This is a genomic window from Streptomyces sp. NPDC093018 (genome assembly GCF_040684035.1).
Lineage (GTDB): Bacteria > Actinomycetota > Actinomycetes > Streptomycetales > Streptomycetaceae > Streptomyces > Streptomyces murinus.
Genome location: NZ_JBFBFF010000001.1, coordinates 440752 through 456919 on the forward strand (window position 1 = coordinate 440752; position 16168 = coordinate 456919).

Sequence of the window (16168 nt, forward strand, 5' to 3'; positions counted from 1 at the left end):
AGGTTCATGGTCAGGAAGTGGCCGCGCCGGCCTCTGCCCGACCTGCCCGGGTGATGCCATGAAAGCCTTCTCGCCGCAGCCGGGCGCACCGGCCCCCCTGGTGATCGAGTCCTCCGTCGTGGAGGGCCTGCCCGCCGAGGGCGCGCTGCTGCTGCGCATGTCCGGCACCCTGGACGCGCACGGCGCCCACGCCTGGTCGCAGGCACTGCGCGGCCATCTGGAACAGGCGGACCGGGCCGGCCTGCGGCCCGTCCTCGACATGGCCCACGTACAGCTCGGCGGCGCCGCCGTGCTGCGCACCCTCAGCGAGACGACCCGGGTCCGCACCGGCCGCCCCGACCTGATCATCGTGCGGGCCCGGCCGGGTGTCCGCGAGGCCGTACGCCTGGCCCGCCTGGACGGCGTCCAGCTGTACGCCACCCTGGACGAGGCCGTACGCGAACTGGCCCGCGCCGCCGCCAAGGTGGAGGAGCTGCCCGCCTGGCGCTCACCGATGGCCGATCCGCTGCGACCGTCGTACCAGGACCTGCACCAGGAGGTCCGCGCCCTGCGCGCCCGGGTCCGCACCGCCCCGGTGATCGGCATGGCCCAGGGCATGCTCCTGGCCCGCTACGCCCTGCCCGAGACCGGCGGCGCCTTCCGGGTGCTGCGGGAGACCTCCCAGCGGTTCAACGTGCCGCTGCGGGTCCTCGCCTCAGCCGTTGTCGTGGCCCGCCCACCGGACGGCACCACCTGGTTCCCGGCCCGCCGCCCGCTGCCCGTGCCCCCGCTGCGCGTCCTCGGCCGCACCGACCGCGACCCCCGCTACCGCGGGCAGATGATCGACGCCGTACTCCGCGAGGCGCTCGCCATCGCCCGCGCCCCGGCCGGTCACGTACTGTCCGTCGATCCCGCCGTGAACGCGCTCGCCCTGGAGGCCCGGTACGGCGCCGGCACGGACCCCTACCTCGACCACCTGGGCCGCGGCCGCGACGACGGTACGGCCGAGGCGGTCGCCCGTACCCGCGGGCGGCGCGTGAGCATGCCCGACGTGGCCACCGACGCGCTGCTCTCCGAGGACAGCCGGCACGCCCTGCTCGCGACGGGCGCGCGGGCCGTCCAGTGCGTCCCGGTCCTGTCCTCGGCGGGCTGCTGCGCCGGTCTGATCACCGTGCACTGGCCGGACGCCGGACACCGGCCGACCTCCACCCGGGCAGGCCCTCGGCCTGCTCGCCGCCGACACGGCGGCCTGGCTGGCCTGGTACCACCGCACGGTCCTCCTCGACGCCCTCGAACACCTGCATCGCCGGCTGACCCGAGGACCTGAGCCCCGGCACCCCAGGCCCTGAGCCCGGCCGGGCCTCGCGGGAACCCGGACAGGCGAAACGTGGCCCGCGTCGCCGCGGGCCACGGTCACCGATCGTCAGTGAGCGCCGAGCCCCCCGCCTCCGAAGGACCCGCTGGACCCGCTGCTCCAGCGCGGACGCTTCTGGTCCTCGCTGGTCTTGGAGTCCATGTTGCTCAGCTCGTAGGGGGTGAGCGGACGGCCGCCCTTGGGTGTCTTGGGAACCTCCTGGTAGTCCCGGTTCTCCCGGATCTCGTGCACCGCGCCCTCCGGCGGCAGCTTGGGCTGCTCCTCGGGGCGTGGGCGAGCGGGCTCGCGGGACTTGACGCGCGAGGTCAGCCAGAAGCCGCCGGCGAGCAGTGCCAGCAGCCCGACGGCCACGACGAAGAGCACGAGGCTCATCAGGCCGCTCGGCGCGGCCAGCTGCATCGATGCGGTGTTCATAGAACAGGGATACCCCTCCTATAACCGTACGAATCGAACAAATGAAATAAATGGGACCTGGGTGGCACAGGGGCAGGGGTTTGCCCCGGTCTCCCGGGGCAACCCGCACCCTGTGACCCAGCAGGCTTCCCCGCAGCAGCTCTACCGGTTCCTGGAGGACCGCTTCAGCTGCGCACAGGCGTGCACGGAGTGTGCCCGTGCCTGCTCGGTACGGGTCAGCCTGGTCGATCCGGGCGGCCCCGACTGCCAGGAGCGGGTGCGCCGACTGGGAATCATGTGCGCGGAGGTGTGCGACGCCACCTGCCGGCTGCTGTGCGAGGAGAGCAGACAGGACGAGGAGGGGCTGCGGGGCCGGGTGGACCGGTGCCGCCGGACCTGCCTCGAAGGCGCCGGCGCCTTCGAGGAGTACCCGGGTGCCGAATCGGCCGCGACGGCCTGCCGGGCGTGTGCCGACGCCTGCGTCGACTTCCTGGAGACGCTGGTCTGACGCTTCCCAATTTCTGGAACACGTTCTACGGTGTGCGCCGTCAGGACCACCCTTGGGGAGCCTGGAGGCGCCGTGCACCTCGACCACACGCCCGAGCAGCAGCGACTGCGCGCCGAACTGCGCGCCTACTTCGCCCGCCTGGTCCCGGACAACGCCTACGCCCGGTATGCCGACCCGGCCGCCCGCAAACGCTTCTACCGCGACACGATCCGCACCCTCGGCACCGACGGCTGGCTCGGCGTCGGCTGGCCCGAGGAGTACGGCGGGCGGGGCATGTCGGCGATGGAGCAGTTCATCTTCTTCGACGAGGCCGCGCAGGCCGGCGTGCCGCTGCCGCTGATGGCGCTGAACACGGTCGGGCCGACCCTCATGAAGTTCGGCACCGAGGAGCAGAAGACGTACTTCCTCCCGCGCGTGCTGTCCGGCGAGATCGACTTCGCGATCGGCTACAGCGAGCCCGAGGCGGGCACCGATCTCGCCGCGCTGCGGACCAGGGCCGTACGCGAGGGGGACACATACCTCGTCAACGGGCAGAAGATCTGGACGACCAACGGCGACACCGCGGACTGGGTGTGGCTCGCCGTGCGCACCGACCCGGACGCGCCGCCGCACCGGGGCATCACCATGCTGCTGGTGCCGACCTCCGACCCCGGTTACTCCTGCACCGTCATCAACACCCTGGCCTCCCACGACACCACGGCCAGCTACTACGAGAACATCCGCGTCCCCGTCTCCCGTCGCGTCGGCGCCGAGAACCAGGGCTGGCGGCTGATCACCAACCAGCTCAACCATGAACGCGTCACGCTCGCGGCGCACGGCACGATGGCCGTCCGCGCCCTGCACGACGTCCAGCACTGGGCCGCCCGCACCGAACTCGCCGACGGCCGCAGGGTGCTCGACCTCGGCTGGGTACGCCGGCTGCTCGCGCGCACCCACACCCGTCTCGAGGCCCTCAAACTCCTCAACTGGCAGATGGTCACCGCCGTCGAGGACGGCACCCTCACCCCGCAGGACGCCTCCGCCGTCAAGGTCTACGGCTCCGAGGCCCGCCGCGACGCCTACGCCGCCCTCATGGAGATCACCGCCGCCGCCGGCCCCCTCAAAGAGGGCTCGGCGGGCGCTGTCCTCCACGGCGAACTCGAACGCGGCTACCGCTCAGCCGTCATCTTCACCTTCGGCGGCGGCAACAACGAGATCCAGCGCGAGATCATCTCCTGGATCGGACTGGGGATGCCGAGGGTGCGGCGCTAGTGGGATGTGTCCGAGCATGTCCGTCGGCACCTGAGCACGGTAATAGGACGAGCAGGCTGGTACGACAACTGGCTGAAGGCCAGGCGCGTCGTGCGGTTCCTTGAACCGGGCGCCAGCGTCCACGCCACGGCTGCCCCGCCCGGGCGCCCGTCAGATCGACAGCGCCGTACGCACCATGCGCCACGCCACGCGCTCGGCGGCGTCCTCCTCGTCCTGGTCCAACTCGACGCTCTCCCGGCCCTCGGCGTACCGCAGCACGTTGGCCAGCGTCTCGTGGTCGGCGGCGCCGTGCGGGCCCTCGAAGGGAGACTGCAGGACCGGCGACAGCGCCTGCCGCGCGGTCGAGTGCGTCGGCGAATCCGGCGAGCAGCGCGAGATCCGCTTCGGCCACCTCGATGGCGGTCAGATGCACCACCCTCCCGCCGTCGGGCCCGATCAGCAGCAGCGCCTTGGACATGGGCGGATACTCCTCCACCATCCCGGCGGCGAACTCCGCCGTCCCCTCGGGCAGCGCGTCGCGCACCCGGAAGTACGCGTCTGCGACGTCCTCGATCGGCGCTCCGGGGACCGGCACCCCCGCAAGACCCATGACATCCGTCATCTCCCCGTCCTGGTCCAGGATCAGGACGTTTCCGAGCCTCAGGAGCAGCCCATCCAGTTCGAAAGACCGGCCAGGGCGTCCTGCGGGAGTGGCAGCAGCAGGGTGCGGTCGGGGGCGGGCCGCGGCGCCGACAGCTGCCGGCCGTCGGCGCGCGTACGGTCGTTCGCCCGCATCGCCTCGGTGTACCGCATGCCGGTGGCCCGGATCTGCTCCCGGAGCTCCCGCGTGCGCTTCCGCGACTTCCTGGGCCGGTTTGAGAACATGTCTGACTCCGTACGGCAGCGCGTCTCACGCCCACGCCGCTCAGAAGGCAGGCAGGGTCGGATGCACGATGCGTCGAAGGACGGCTTGGCCTACCAACAGGGGCTCCGGCGTGAGCGGAAGACCCCTTCAGCGGACGGCGGTCGCGGCCGCCTGCCCGGCAGCATACCGGCCCGGCGACAGCGGCACCAAGGACCGACTGACGACCTTGGCCCGCTGCGGCTCCCGGAGAAGCCCGAAGAAGAGGCATGACACCGATGGCGGGAAGGCGACGTGAGATCGCGCAATCTGTCCGAAGCCGGGGCGACCGGGCATCACGGGTCTACCGTTTCGCGGCCGCGGTTGCTGCGCGCCGACAGCCACGCGCTGCACCGCGAACTGATGGCCCTGAGGCAAGCCGCCGAACTCCCTGCGACCGTCAGTGTGTTGCGGGTCTGCGACGTGGTGCTCTGGATGCATCACCGTACGGATCATCAACAGAGAGGCTGCCGATCCTGGCAACAGCCAGTCAGCCAGTCAGCCAGTCAGCCAGCCAGGCAGCCGGTCGGGGTCAGCCTCGGTCCCGCCGCTCCGCGGTGATCTCGTACCGCACGCCCCCGTGCTCCGCGCCCTCGACCAGCTGCATGTCGGGGGGAGTGGGGATGTGGTCCGTGAGGGTCATGCCGAGTTTTTCCATGACCTTGCGCGAACCGCGGTTCATGGTCATCGTCTCGGCCCAGATCGTGCGCACTCCGAGTTCGGTGAAGCCCTTGTGGAGCAGGGCACGCGAGCCCTCGGTGGCGTAACCCCTGCCCCAGGCGGCCTGCCGCAGCCGGTAGCCCAGTTCGGCCTCGTGCCGCGGGCCGTCCGGCTCGGGGCGCAGGCAGAACCAGCCGATGAACGCCCCGCCGTCCCTCTCCTGCGCGGCGAACAGCCCGAGGTCGCCGCCCCACTTCTCGTAACCGGCGATGATGGAGGGAAGGTGGCGTTCGCGGACGATCTCCGGCGCGGTCGCCTCGCCCCCGCTCAGATAGCGCATCACGGCCGGATTGCCGTCCAGTTCGATCAGCAGATCGGCGTCATCGGCCGTGAAACGGCGCAGGGTCAGGCGCTCGGTCTCCAGATATACGTCCACGGAACAGATCATGCCCGAGCCGGGCACGGTCCCCAACGGCTTTTCCATGACGCCGCATTACGTCGGCCACCCACGGCACCGGTCGAGCCGAGCCCGCGCATATCGCTGCGCACCAAGCGCTCCGTGTCCCAGGATGGGTGGTCCGGTACCAGGGGGTCTGGCACCGGAAGGTGGGGGAGGACGCGGTGGCAGAAGGCCAGTTGGTCACGATGGCTCTGGACGGCGAGGGCAAGGACATCGCCGTCTTCGAGGTGGACGGTGACCTCACCGGCTCCGATCTCGAACTCGCGGCCGGTGGGGACCTTGTCGGCAGGGCGCGGGTGTCGGTGTCCGAGGCGCTGGACCAGGTGCGGCCCGTGCTGGCGCGGGTCGTCGAGACGACGCGGGACCTGGGGCCGCAGGAGGTGGAGATCCAGTTCGGGCTGAAGATGGGCGGGGAGACCGGCGTGATCATCGCCAAGGGGACGGCAGAGGTGAACTTCGCCGTCCGCATGGTCTGGCGTCGCCCCGCCTGAGCCGCATGCGGGTACAACGCGAGGCGTTCATCGTCAAAGTCCGGCGCGGGACCTCGGACGAGGCCGTCGGGGTCGGCTTCGTGGTCGGCGACAAGCGGATCGTCACCTGCGCCCATGTCGTCAACGTGGCATTGGGACGACACAGGCCCGACCGGAGCGAGCCACCCGAAGGCGCCCGGGTCCAGGTCGAGTTCGTGCTGCTGGGCGACGCCGAGGGCGGTCCGGTGCGCAACTGCCGGATCAGCGCCTGGGATCCGCCCTCCGCCGCGGGCTCGGAGGGACGCGACGTCGCCGGTCTCACCGTCGTCGGTGGGGACGAACTGCCCTCCAGAGCGGGCCCGGCGCGCCTCCTCGACGCGCAGGCGCGCGACACGGACGTCTCGGCCTTCGGCTATCCCCGCACCCCCGCCCGCGGGGTCAACGGCGCCTGGACCTCATGTGTGCTGCGCGGCACGGTCGGCGGCGGGCTGATCCAGCTGGACGCCGGCAGCGAGGCGGCGTTGCGCGCGCAGCCGGGCTACAGCGGATCGCCGGTCGTGGCCAAGGACCGGTGGGGCGACGCCGTCGTAGGGATGCTCACCATCGCGAGCAAGGACGGCACGGCGGCGGACGCCTACGCGGTGCCGCTCTCCGAGATCGCCTCCGCCTGGCCCGAGACCCTCGGCCGTAGCGTCCTGCCACCCTGCCCCTACCGGGGGCTGCAGGCCTTCACCGCGGCGGACGCGGAGGCCGGCCTGTTCGTCGGCCGGGACTGGGAGGTCAAGCGCCTGCGGGACATGGTGCGGACCCAGCCGCTCGCCATGGTGACCGGCCCCTCCGGCGTCGGCAAGTCCTCGCTCGTCGCCGCGGGCCTCCAGCCGGCCCTCGAAGAGGAGGGCTGGGTGGCGGCCGCGTTCCGGCCCGGGGCATCTCCGTACGAGTCCGTCGCGCGCGCCATCCTGGATCTGGAACACCCCGACGCGACCCACACCCTCGACCAACTGGAGTCCCGTACCGCCTCCTTGCGAGAGGAGGGCTTCTGGAAGGTCGCCGAGCGCCTGGCCATTCTCACCGGCAAACGCCTGGTGTTCATCGGCGACCAGTTCGAAGAGGTGTTCAGTGGTGGGGCGGACGCGCGAGAGCGGCTGGCGTTCCTGCGGCATCTGTTCCCGCCCGCCGACTCCCTGCCGAGCCCCGACGTCAGACTCGTCTGCACGCTCCGCGCGGACTTCCTGCCCGATCTCCTCGAACTCCCCGACGTGGGCTCGCGGTTCCAGGACCGCCAGCTGAACGTGTCCCCGCTGGACGAGGACGCGCTCACCACGGTGATCGTCGAGCCCGCGAGACGCGCGGGCGTGGCGTTCACCCCGGGTCTCGCCGAGGCCATCGCCTGCGAGGCGAGCAAGTCCGCGGGAAGCCTGCCCCTGCTCGAATTCGCCCTGACGGAACTGTGGCCGCTGCAACGGGACCGCCACATCAGCTTCGACGGCTACCACAGTGTCGACGGCGTCTCCGGAGCCCTGAACCGGCACGCGGAGAGCGTGTACACCTTCCTGGCCGAGCAGTTCCCCGAACCGCGGATCCGCCGGGCCCTGCTGTCCATGGTCAGGGCCCGCGGCGGTTCCGCGAGCGCCGTCCGTGTCACCGCCCACCGGGCCCACCTGGGCGGCGACTGGTTCATCGCACAGCTCCTCGCCCAGCCCGAACACCGGCTGGTCGTGATCGGGCCGGGCGGGGCCGACACCGCGGAGATCGCGCACGAGGCACTGATCCGCGAGTGGAAGCGGCTGGCCGGCTGGGTCGACGAGGACGCCGACTTCCAGCAGTGGCTCGCGGTCCTGGAGGAGCGCGCGAGCGAGGGAGACCTGCTGTCCGCCACCCGGGTGGCCGAGGCACAGCGCTGGCTCGGCGAACGGCACACCGACATCCCCGAGGCCGTCCGTGAACTGATCGAACACAGCAGCTCGGAGATACTCCAGCAGCAGCGGACCCAGGAAATGCTGAGCCAGTCACAGGAATTGACCGAGCAATTGCGCGAGCGCTCCGAGCTGCTCGCCCGGCAGAACCGCGATATCGAGCTCAGGCACACGGAGACGGAGGAGGCACGGCAGGTCCTGGAGGAACGCGCCGAGCAGCTCGCGGTCTCCATGCGCTACATGTCCGAGTTCCTCGGCAATGTGTCGCATGAGCTGCGCACCCCGCTCAGCTCCCTGCTGATCCTCGCCAAGCTGCTGGCTGACAACGCCGACGCGAACCTGACGCCCGTACAGGTCGAATACGCCGAGACCATTCACGGGGCCGGCTCCGACCTGCTCCACCTGCTCAATGACCTTCTTGATCTGTCCATGGTCGACGCAGGCAAGATGGAGATGTCACCGACACGGATCGCGCTGGTCCAAGTGGTCGACCATCTGGAGGCGCTGTTCCGGCCGCTGATGGAGGGCAAGGCGCTCGACTTCTCGGTGCGGGTCTCGCCCGAACTGCCCGCCACCTTCCGCACCGACGAACAGCGGCTCCTCCAGGTGCTGCGCAACCTGCTGTCGAACGCGGTGAAGTTCACCGAGGCCGGCACGGTGGACCTGGTGATCCAGTGGGCGGGCGCGGATCTGCCGGAGCCGATCCGGGAGCAGTTCCTGGAGACGGGGCAGCTCCACGCGGAGGACGAGGCGGTGATCGCGTTGTCGGTGACCGACACCGGCATCGGCATCGCTCCGGACAAGATGGAGTCCATATTCCAACTCGTCAGACAGGGTGCCACCACGAACCGCAAATTCGGCGGTACGGGCCTCGGCCTGTCGATCAGCCGGGAGATCGCCCGGCTGCTCGGCGGCGAGATCTTCGTGACGAGCGAGCCGGGCCGAGGCTCGACGTTCACCCTTTTCCTGCCGCTGCGCGCCCTGGCGCCTGATCCGGCGAGTCACGCGTCGGCCACGACGACTCCGCTGCTCCGAAGGGCCGCTGCGGCGGTCGGCCCGCATCCCCACCGTGACGGCGCGTTCGGCGGCGAGAAGGTGCTGATCGTCGACGACGACATCCGCACCGTGTTCGCGCTCGCCACGGTGCTGGAGGCCCACAACGTGAATGTGGTGTACGCCGAGGACGGCAGGGAGGGCATCGCCATCCTTGAGCGGAACACCGATACCTCGCTCGTCCTGATGGACATCGCCATGCCCCATATGGACGGACACGCGGCGATCAGGGCCATCCGGTCGATGCCGCAGTTCACGAGGCTGCCGATCATCGTGCTGACCGCGCACGCGATGAAGGCGGACCGTGAGAAGGCGATCGCTTGCGGAGCCTCCGGCTTCATGACGAAGCCGGTCGACTCCCAGCATCTGCTCACCGAGATCCGGCGATGGCTGGAGGAGTCCCCGTACCACCCCGGACAGGGCGGTACGGGCGGCCGGTTCCCGGGGTGAGCAGTCGGTCCTGTCCGACCGGCGGTACGGGGCCGAAGCGGCGCGGGATCGGGTGCGTGGCGGTGTCGGGGACATCGATGGACTCGTCGGCCCGCGCGGACTGCGACTCCTCGGGCAGCAGCCGGGGCACCTCGGCGGCGACGTGGGCAGTCTGTGCGATTTTTCTGGCACATATGTGCGCTGTCCGGGTCAGTCGGCCGCGAGGTGTGCGCGTTTTGTCCGTCATGCGCTTCTACGCTTCGCCACGGTCCACCGTCCGCAGCGGCCCGGAGAGGCCGAGAGAGGACTCACCCATGTCAGCTCCCGTGGTCGTCATCACCGGCGCGCTCAGCGGAATCGGGCGTGCCACCGCGCTGGCCTACGCCCGGCAGGGCGCCGATGTCGTGGTCTCGGGCCGGCACCCGGACCCCGGCAAGGAACTCACCGGGGAACTCGAAGGCCTGGGCGGCCGGGCCCTGTTCGTGCAGGCCGATGTGCGCCTGGAGGACGACGTCCGCGACCTCGTCGACCAGGCCGTCGACCGCTTCGGCCGGATCGACGTCGCCCTCAACAACGCCGGCACCGAGGGACGGTCCGCCCCGATCACCGCCGTCACGGACGACGACTACGCGGCCACCTTCGACACCAACGTCAAGGGAACCCTGCTGAGCCTGAAGCACGAGTTCCGTGCCATGCGGGAGCGCGGCGGCGGCAGCATCGTCAATGTCAGCAGCGTGTACGGCCGGATGGGCTACCCGGAGGTCGCCGTGTACGCCGGCAGCAAGCACGCCGTCATCGGCATCACCAAGGCGGCCGCCCTCGAAGGCGCCGCGCACGGCATCCGGGTGAACGCGGTCGCCCCCGGATTCACCCGGACCGGGATGTACGAGCGGGTCACCGGGGACGACCGGACGCGCGAGGCGGTGAACTCCGTGCTGCCCCTGCACCGGCCGGGCACCCCGGAGGAGGTGGCCGACGCCGTGGTCTTCCTCGGCTCCGGCAGGTCGACGTACATCACCGGCCAGACGCTCACCCTGGACGGGGGCCTGATGGCGGGCGGCCCGCTCTTCCCCGGCGCCTGACCCGCCCCTCGACCCCCGTCGCTTCACCGGTTCCCCGACTCGCCGCCGCATCGACCCGCCGGTTCAGCCGGTGGCCGTCCCCCGCGACCTCAGTTCCGCGCCCCGGCGGCGCACGGCGTCCGGGGTGCGCAGTTCATGGGCGAGCAGGCGGGCGGCGAGGCCCTCGCGGTCCTCGGGGGCGAGGGCGGTCACCGCGGCGATCAGCTTCTCCGCCGTGGCCCCGTCGACGATGGCCGGGAGAGGGTCCTGGCCCAGCAGGCGGGCCGTCTCCGCATCCAGCGGGCCCGGGTTCTCGGCGGCCGGGGCGAGCGGCGCGCGACGCAGGGGCTCGGCGGCCTCCTCCGGCAACAGTGCGGCGTAGCGCGGGAGTTCGGCGTCCGGGGCGATCAGCAGCAGATGCTTGGCGATGAGGGCGGCCTCGGGGAAGGGGGTGCGTACGGCGAGCGGGGCCAGGGTCTCGGGGGACAGGCCGAGGACGCAGCCCGCGTGCAGCAGCACCTCGCGGACCCGGGTCGCGGCGGGCGCGTCGGGCAGCAGGGCGCCGGTGCGGGTGAGGAACCCGGCGACGGTCTTCTCCGCGGCCGTGCCGTCGAGGTCCTCGGTGCCCCGGTAGTAGCGCGTCAAATAGGCGTACCACCAGGCGAGTTGGACCTCGTACAGCTCGGCGACCACCGACTCGTACGCCTCCTGCGGCAGCAGCTCGCGCAGGGCCGGGACCAGCTCGCGGTAGACGAGGCGGATCCAGGTGTGCGGGGAGCGCTGGATGCCCCAGCACTCGCCGTGCGCGTAGTCCCCGATCAGCTCGGCGACGCTCAGCTCCCCGGCGGCGAACTCGGAGCGCACCCCGGTGCCGGTGGTCTCGAAGCGGTAGAAGTGGTCGGCGGACTCCGGGGGCCGGGGCGTGGGCAGCACCTGGTCGATCAGCTGCTCCAGCTCCGCGTAGCGGGAGTGGAGTCGATCGAGGTCGAGCGGCAGGCGCGGGAAGAGCGGGTCGGTGAACTGCCGTTTGACCTTGGCGATCTCCTCCGACAGCGCCTGGTAGAGGAAGACCTTGTCGAAGCGGTGGCTGAACGACAGCCCGATGTACGGGAAGACGGTGCAGCTGCGGCACTCCGAGCGGTGGCCGACCTCCTCGTCCCGCACCCGCAGGAACTCGGGGTCCTCGACCAGTTCGCGCAGCGGGCGGTCCCAGGCGACCGAGTTGTCGAAGGCGTGGTAGCAGGGCAGGACGAGGCGCCCGTCGGGGCCGACGGTCAGGATGCGCTTGTTGGCGTAGCAGTCGGTGGGCGCGGTCGGGTCCAGGGTCTCCATGTACTTGCGGAAGTGCAGGTTGACCAGTGCGTACGGCTGATGCAGCAGCCGTATCAGCTGCTCGGCGATCGGTCCGCCGGTCGGTTCCGACTCGTCCATCCGTCCGGCGCGGCCCGCCGTGGCGTCGGCGAGCGGCTTGCCGTTCTGCTCGATCAGCTTCAGCTTGCGGGCCGTACGGTTGGTGTCGCGGACGGTGTCCTGCTCGTCGAAGTACTCGAACATCCCGGAGAAGTAGACGGTGGTCCGGTTCTCATGGGCGAAGCGCAGCAGGTCCGGTATCTCGTCCACGTTCTCCCGGGTCACCACGCAGATCAGCTTGAGGTTGCCGCTGCCGGTGGCGATGACCTTCTGGATGACGTCGAGGGCCCGGTCCAGGGTGGGCACCCCCCGGATCTGCCGGTAGCGGTCGGGCCGCAGGGTGTCCAGGGAGACGTTCATGGTGTCGACGTAGGGCACGATCGCCTCGATGTGCTGGGCGAAGCGGATGCCGTTGCTGGTGATCTCCACGGCCATGCCGAGCGACTTGGCGTGCTGCACGATGCCGTCGATGTGCGGGTGCAGCACCGGCTCGCCGCCGGTGAAGTCGACGTAGCGCACCCCCAGTTCGTACAGCTCGTCCAGGATCTGGCGGCCCCGCTCCAGGGTGAGTTCCTCGTAGCCCTTGAACTTGTCGTCCTGCCAGACGTTGCAGTAGCCGCAGAGCGAGTTGCAGCGGAAGGTGATGTAGAAGCGGGCCGAGGTCAGCCGGCCCCGGTCGGTGGTGGTGCTCGCGGTCACGGTCGGTACTCCGTCGGTCGGTACGGCGGGGGAGAGCGGGCGAGAGGTTCCGGGCGGGGGCCCCGGTGCGGTGGCGTCGGGCCCTGGGACGGGGCCCTAGGGGCGGGGCCGGACACCTGAGGGGGGAGCCGGACCCCTGGGGGGAGCGGCTCCCAGGGGCCGGTGGGTCAGGGCAGCGGGGTGCCCCGCGCCGTGATCCACAGCTCGTACCACTCCTCGTGGGTGAGGTCCGGTGCGCGCAGCGCCGCGTCCCGGCAGGCGCGGATCCGCTCGGGGCGGCTGGTGCCGATCACCGGGACGATCCCGGCGGGATGGCGGGCCAGCCACCACAGCAGGACCGTCTCGGGCGTGGTGTCCTTGCTCCGGGCCAGCCGGCGCAGCAGCTCGGCGGTGGGGGAGTCGGCGTCCCCGGTGTAGCGGCCACGGGCCAGGGCGCCCCACGCCTGGAGCTGGATCCCCCGGTCGACGCACGCTTCGAGGGTCCCCTCGGGGAAACCGTTGGACGTGGCCGCCGAGGTGTTGAGCAGCACCCCCGCCTCGACCCAGTCGCGCCGGGCCAGGCTCATCTCCAACTGGTTCGCCACCAGCGGGAGTTCCAGCCGGGACTGGAGCTGCGCGATCTGCGCTGCGCTCATGTTGGAGACGCCGAAGCGGCGCACCAGCCCCTGCCGGTGCAGTTCGCGCAGGGCGGCGGCGATCTCGTCGGGGCCGGTCAGCGGGTCGGGGCGGTGCAGCAGCAGGGTGTCGATCACCTCGGTGCGCAGCCGGGCGAGGCTCTCCTCGACCCGTCGCAGTATCGAGTCCCCGCGCAGGTCGTACAGGCCCGGCCGGTCCCCCTCGGCGAGCCGGATCCCGCACTTGGTCTGCACGGTGATCCGCTCCCGCAGCCCCGGCGTCCGGGCCAGGACCTCGCCGAACACGGCCTCCGAGGTGCCGAACCGGTAGATGTCCGCGAGGTCGAACACGGTGATCCCGCACTCCAGCGCGGTCTCCACGGCGGTCTGCGCCCGGTCGACGTCCTCGGCGGTGTACGGCGCCCGGTCCCAGCCGCCGCCGAGCCCCATGCAGCCGTAGATCAGCCGCGCCTCGGGAGCGCGGGCGGCGGGATCGGTGGATACGGTCGTCAACGGGCCGCCTCCTTCAGGGCGTCGGCGAGCAGTTCGGCGGCGGCGAGCACCGGGAGCTGGGTGTTGGCCGCGGGGGCGGAGGGGAGCACGGAGGCGTCGGCGATGCGCAGATTGGACACGCCGTGCACCCGGCCCGTGCCGTCGGTGACCGCCAGCGGGTCGGCCGCGGGGCCCATGGCGCAGGTGCCGACGGGGTGCCAGTAGGTGCCGAGCCGGGCGCGCAGTTCGGCGTCGGTCAGCCCGGACGCGGAGGCACCGGAGGTGGCGGCCAGCGGGGCGAGCGCCGAGGTGGCGGCGAGCCGTTCGACGATCTCCAGGCCCTCCCGCAGCACCGCCGCGTCCCGGCCGTCCGGGTCGGTGAGGAACCCGGGGTCGATGTCGAGGGGTTCGGCGGGGTCGGCCGAGCGCAGCCGGACCCGGCCCCGGGAGGTGGGCTTCATCAGGAACGCGGAGATCCCGGCCTCGTACTCGCCCGGCGGCAGACTCCCGAAGAGCGGGTCACCGGCGGAGGGCAGGATGTGCAGGTCCCAGCCGTCCGTCGGACAGTGCGTGCTGGCCGCCCGGATCAGCATCCGGCTGACGTACAGCTCGCCCTCCTTCTCCCGCGCGGCCAGCGCCGCGTTGAGGTCCGGGGTCGGGGCGAGGGGGACGAACACACCGGGCTGGTCCGACAGGTTGGCGCCGACGCCCGGCAGGTCCACCTCGGCCCGCAGGCCCCGCGCGCGCAGTTCGTCCGCGGGTCCGATGCCGCTGCGCAGCAGCAGTCCGGGCGAGCCGAAGGTGCCGCAGGCGAGGACGTAGGTGTCGGCGGTCAGCGTCGCGCGCCGCCCGTCCCTGACGACCTCGGCGCCGACGACCCGGCCGCCGTCGAGGACCAGCCGGTCCGCCGTCGTGCCGCCGAGGACGGTGAGGTTGGCGCGGGCGCGGGCCGGGCCGAGATAGCCGAAGGCCGCGTTCCAGCGCAGCCCGTCGAGCGCGTTGAGCAGCGGGGTGCCGCAGCCAGGGGAGCCCGGGGCACTCATGTCCACGTCCGCGTATCCGAGTTCACGGGCACCGGCGAGCGCCGCGCGCGCCCAGAGGCTGAACTCCCGCTCGGGTACGGGCCGTAGCCGCATGGCCGTGACGGCCCGCTCCCGGTACGGCGCCATGGCGGCGGCCGACCAGCGGGGGCCGCCGGCCCGGGTCCACTCCGCGTGGTCGGCGGCCGAACCCCAGGTGTGCCAGCAGCCGTTGACGCAGGAGGAACCGCCGAGGACCCGGGCGCGCAGCCGGTGCACGGCGACCCCGCGCTCCCACATGTGATCGCGGGGCAGGGCGTGCGCGTCGCGCAGCGAGCGCGGCCAGTCGTCCGGGTCGGCGCCGTGGTCGGGCCCGGACTCCACCAGGCAGACGGTGCGGGCGGGGTCCTCGCTGAGCCGCGCGGCGAGCACACAGCCGGCCACGCCGCCGCCGAGCACCAGCACATCGTGGTGGCCCATGACAGGGCTCATCCGCCCACCTTGGCGGCCTGCTCGTCGGTGTCCGACTCGGCGACCCGGGCGAGGAGCTGGTCCCGCGAGATGGCGTCGGCGCGCGTCGAGGGCACGGTGCAGGCGTGGGCGCCCGCGATCGCGCCGTAGCGGGCACAGCGCAGCGGGTCCAGGCCGTCCAGCCAGCCCAGCAGGAAGGCGGCGGCGAAGGCGTCGCCCGCGCCGTTGGAGTCCACGACGGGCGACGGCGGGGCGACGGCGGGCACCCGGGTCAGCTCGCCGTCGACCAGCAGGTAGGCGCCCTCGGCGCCCGCGGTGGCCACGACGATCCGGGCCCGGCCGCGCGCCGCGATGTCCCGCATGGTGTGCTCCGGGTCGGCCAGCGCCGTGGTGGACAGGAAGACCAGGTCGGCGGCGAGCGCGAAGGGCTCGTGGTACGGGTTGGCGCCGTCCCAGTTGTGCAGGTCCGTCGAGACGGTCAGCCCGGCCTCGCGCAGCACCGGCAGGGCGTACGAGCAGGGGTGGGTGATGACCACGTGCGCGTGCCGGCTGCTCGCGGCGAGGGCGCGCAGGGTGTCCTCGGGCAGCCGGTCGGACTCCTGGCTGCGGGTGTCGTCGTACAGGGACAGCCGGCGTCCGTCCGGGCCGACCAGGTTGACCGCGCGCTTGGTGCCGGCGGCCGAGGGCACATCGGTGAGCGGGATGCCCCGGTCCCGGTGCAGCGCGCGCACCAGGTCGCCCTCCGGGTCGGCGCCGACCAGGTCGATGTGGTGGGCGCGCAGACCCAGGGCGCTGACCCCGAGCGCGACGAAGTCGCCGCTCTGCCCGGCGCGGGTCACGATGCCCGGCCGGATCATGTAGCTGTCGGCGTAGGGGACCGGCAGTTCCGGCACATGGACGACGGTGTCCACGCCCGCGCCGCCCAGGACGAGGACGTCGGTCTCGGTGGTCATGGCAGTCGGCTCGTTTCTCTCGCGTCGCTCGGGTTGGTGAGTCAAGCAGCCGCCCACCCGGCTGGCAAGAACTTG

At 71.9% G+C, this 16168-nt stretch carries 13 protein-coding genes and 2 pseudogenes; 8 read left to right on the forward strand and 7 right to left on the reverse strand.

Annotated features, from left to right (window positions below):
- The first annotated feature begins 58 nt into the window (after nt 1-58).
- The gene (locus tag AB0N90_RS01825; RefSeq protein ID WP_365192256.1) at nt 59-1306 is read left to right on the forward strand and encodes an ANTAR domain-containing protein; all 1248 of its coding nucleotides are present in this window, start codon (nt 59-61) and stop codon (nt 1304-1306) included.
- Nucleotides 1307-1402: 96 nt separating this feature from the next.
- Here AB0N90_RS01825 and AB0N90_RS01830 read toward each other — a convergent pair whose 3' ends face one another.
- Nucleotides 1403-1768, reverse strand: a complete 366-nt coding sequence (locus tag AB0N90_RS01830; RefSeq protein ID WP_361669988.1) for a DUF6479 family protein — start codon at nt 1766-1768, stop codon at nt 1403-1405.
- A 112-nt stretch (nt 1769-1880) separates the two neighbouring features.
- On the opposite strand from AB0N90_RS01830, the gene AB0N90_RS01835 reads away from it, so the two are divergent.
- Together AB0N90_RS01835 and AB0N90_RS01840 are read left to right on the forward strand one after the other, a co-directional pair.
- Nucleotides 1881-2255 carry a ferredoxin gene (locus AB0N90_RS01835; RefSeq protein ID WP_365192257.1) on the forward strand — a complete coding sequence of 125 codons (375 nt, stop codon included), beginning with the start codon at nt 1881-1883 and terminating at the stop codon, nt 2253-2255.
- Nucleotides 2256-2327: 72 nt separating this feature from the next.
- Nucleotides 2328-3506: an acyl-CoA dehydrogenase family protein gene (locus tag AB0N90_RS01840; RefSeq protein WP_365192258.1), complete on the forward strand. Its 1179-nt coding sequence runs from the start codon at nt 2328-2330 to the stop codon at nt 3504-3506.
- A 639-nt stretch (nt 3507-4145) separates the two neighbouring features.
- Here the strand turns inward: AB0N90_RS01840 and AB0N90_RS01845 are convergent.
- A complete protein-coding gene (locus AB0N90_RS01845) occupies nt 4146-4370 on the reverse strand; it encodes a hypothetical protein (protein ID WP_365192259.1) in 225 nt (74 codons plus the stop codon).
- Nucleotides 4371-4641: 271 nt separating this feature from the next.
- Here AB0N90_RS01845 and AB0N90_RS01850 point away from each other — a divergent pair, with 271 nt between their 5' ends.
- Nucleotides 4642-4947, forward strand: a complete 306-nt coding sequence (locus AB0N90_RS01850) for a DUF6308 family protein (RefSeq protein ID WP_365192260.1) — start codon at nt 4642-4644, stop codon at nt 4945-4947.
- On the opposite strand, the gene AB0N90_RS01855 is transcribed toward AB0N90_RS01850, so the two are convergent.
- Entirely contained in the window at nt 4919-5482 is a 564-nt protein-coding gene (locus tag AB0N90_RS01855) for a GNAT family N-acetyltransferase (RefSeq protein WP_365192261.1), read from the reverse strand. The two genes, AB0N90_RS01850 and AB0N90_RS01855, sit on opposite strands and share 29 nt — an antisense overlap.
- Before the next feature lie 185 nt (nt 5483-5667).
- On the opposite strand from AB0N90_RS01855, the gene AB0N90_RS01860 reads away from it, so the two are divergent.
- The 4 genes and pseudogenes from AB0N90_RS01860 (at nt 5668) to AB0N90_RS01875 (ending at nt 10456) form a co-directional block, all read left to right on the forward strand.
- Entirely contained in the window at nt 5668-5997 is a 330-nt protein-coding gene (locus tag AB0N90_RS01860) for a CU044_2847 family protein (RefSeq protein WP_361670003.1), read from the forward strand.
- Between the two features lie 5 nt (nt 5998-6002).
- Nucleotides 6003-7820: pseudogene (locus tag AB0N90_RS01865) on the forward strand (serine protease); the annotation flags it as partial.
- A gap of 141 nt (nt 7821-7961) precedes the next feature.
- Nucleotides 7962-9395 (forward strand): annotated as a pseudogene (locus AB0N90_RS01870) (ATP-binding protein); the annotation flags it as partial.
- Between the two features lie 293 nt (nt 9396-9688).
- On the forward strand, nt 9689-10456 hold the full coding sequence (locus tag AB0N90_RS01875; RefSeq protein ID WP_365192262.1) for a glucose 1-dehydrogenase: 768 nt from the start codon (nt 9689-9691) through the stop codon (nt 10454-10456).
- A gap of 63 nt (nt 10457-10519) precedes the next feature.
- On the opposite strand, the gene AB0N90_RS01880 is transcribed toward AB0N90_RS01875, so the two are convergent.
- The 4 genes from AB0N90_RS01880 to AB0N90_RS01895 form a co-directional block, all read right to left on the reverse strand.
- Complete coding sequence (locus AB0N90_RS01880; RefSeq protein WP_365192263.1) at nt 10520-12544, reverse strand: radical SAM protein; 2025 nt, start codon at nt 12542-12544, stop codon at nt 10520-10522.
- A 167-nt stretch (nt 12545-12711) separates the two neighbouring features.
- The gene (locus tag AB0N90_RS01885) at nt 12712-13671 is read right to left on the reverse strand and encodes an aldo/keto reductase (protein ID WP_365192264.1); all 960 of its coding nucleotides are present in this window, start codon (nt 13669-13671) and stop codon (nt 12712-12714) included.
- Complete coding sequence (locus tag AB0N90_RS01890; RefSeq protein WP_365192265.1) at nt 13668-15161, reverse strand: GMC oxidoreductase; 1494 nt, start codon at nt 15159-15161, stop codon at nt 13668-13670. Before AB0N90_RS01890 ends, AB0N90_RS01885 begins: the two co-directional genes overlap by 4 nt.
- Nucleotides 15158-16093 (reverse strand): adenosine kinase, encoded by a 936-nt coding sequence (locus AB0N90_RS01895; RefSeq protein ID WP_365192266.1) that lies wholly within the window; start codon nt 16091-16093, stop codon nt 15158-15160. Before AB0N90_RS01895 ends, AB0N90_RS01890 begins: the two co-directional genes overlap by 4 nt.
- Nucleotides 16094-16168: the final 75 nt, after the last annotated feature.

What these genes read in the sequence shown, in the direction of transcription:
- AB0N90_RS01890 (WP_365192265.1), bottom strand. Translation starts at nt 15,161, where the DNA reads ATGAGCCCTGTCATGGGCCACCACGATGTGCTGGTGCTCGGCGGCGGC.
- AB0N90_RS01895 (WP_365192266.1), bottom strand. Translation starts at nt 16,093, where the DNA reads ATGACCACCGAGACCGACGTCCTCGTCCTGGGCGGCGCGGGCGTGGAC.
- AB0N90_RS01825 (WP_365192256.1), top strand. Translation starts at nt 59, where the DNA reads ATGAAAGCCTTCTCGCCGCAGCCGGGCGCACCGGCCCCCCTGGTGATC.
- AB0N90_RS01875 (WP_365192262.1), top strand. Translation starts at nt 9,689, where the DNA reads ATGTCAGCTCCCGTGGTCGTCATCACCGGCGCGCTCAGCGGAATCGGG.
- AB0N90_RS01845 (WP_365192259.1), bottom strand. Translation starts at nt 4,370, where the DNA reads ATGTTCTCAAACCGGCCCAGGAAGTCGCGGAAGCGCACGCGGGAGCTC.
- AB0N90_RS01830 (WP_361669988.1), bottom strand. Translation starts at nt 1,768, where the DNA reads ATGAACACCGCATCGATGCAGCTGGCCGCGCCGAGCGGCCTGATGAGC.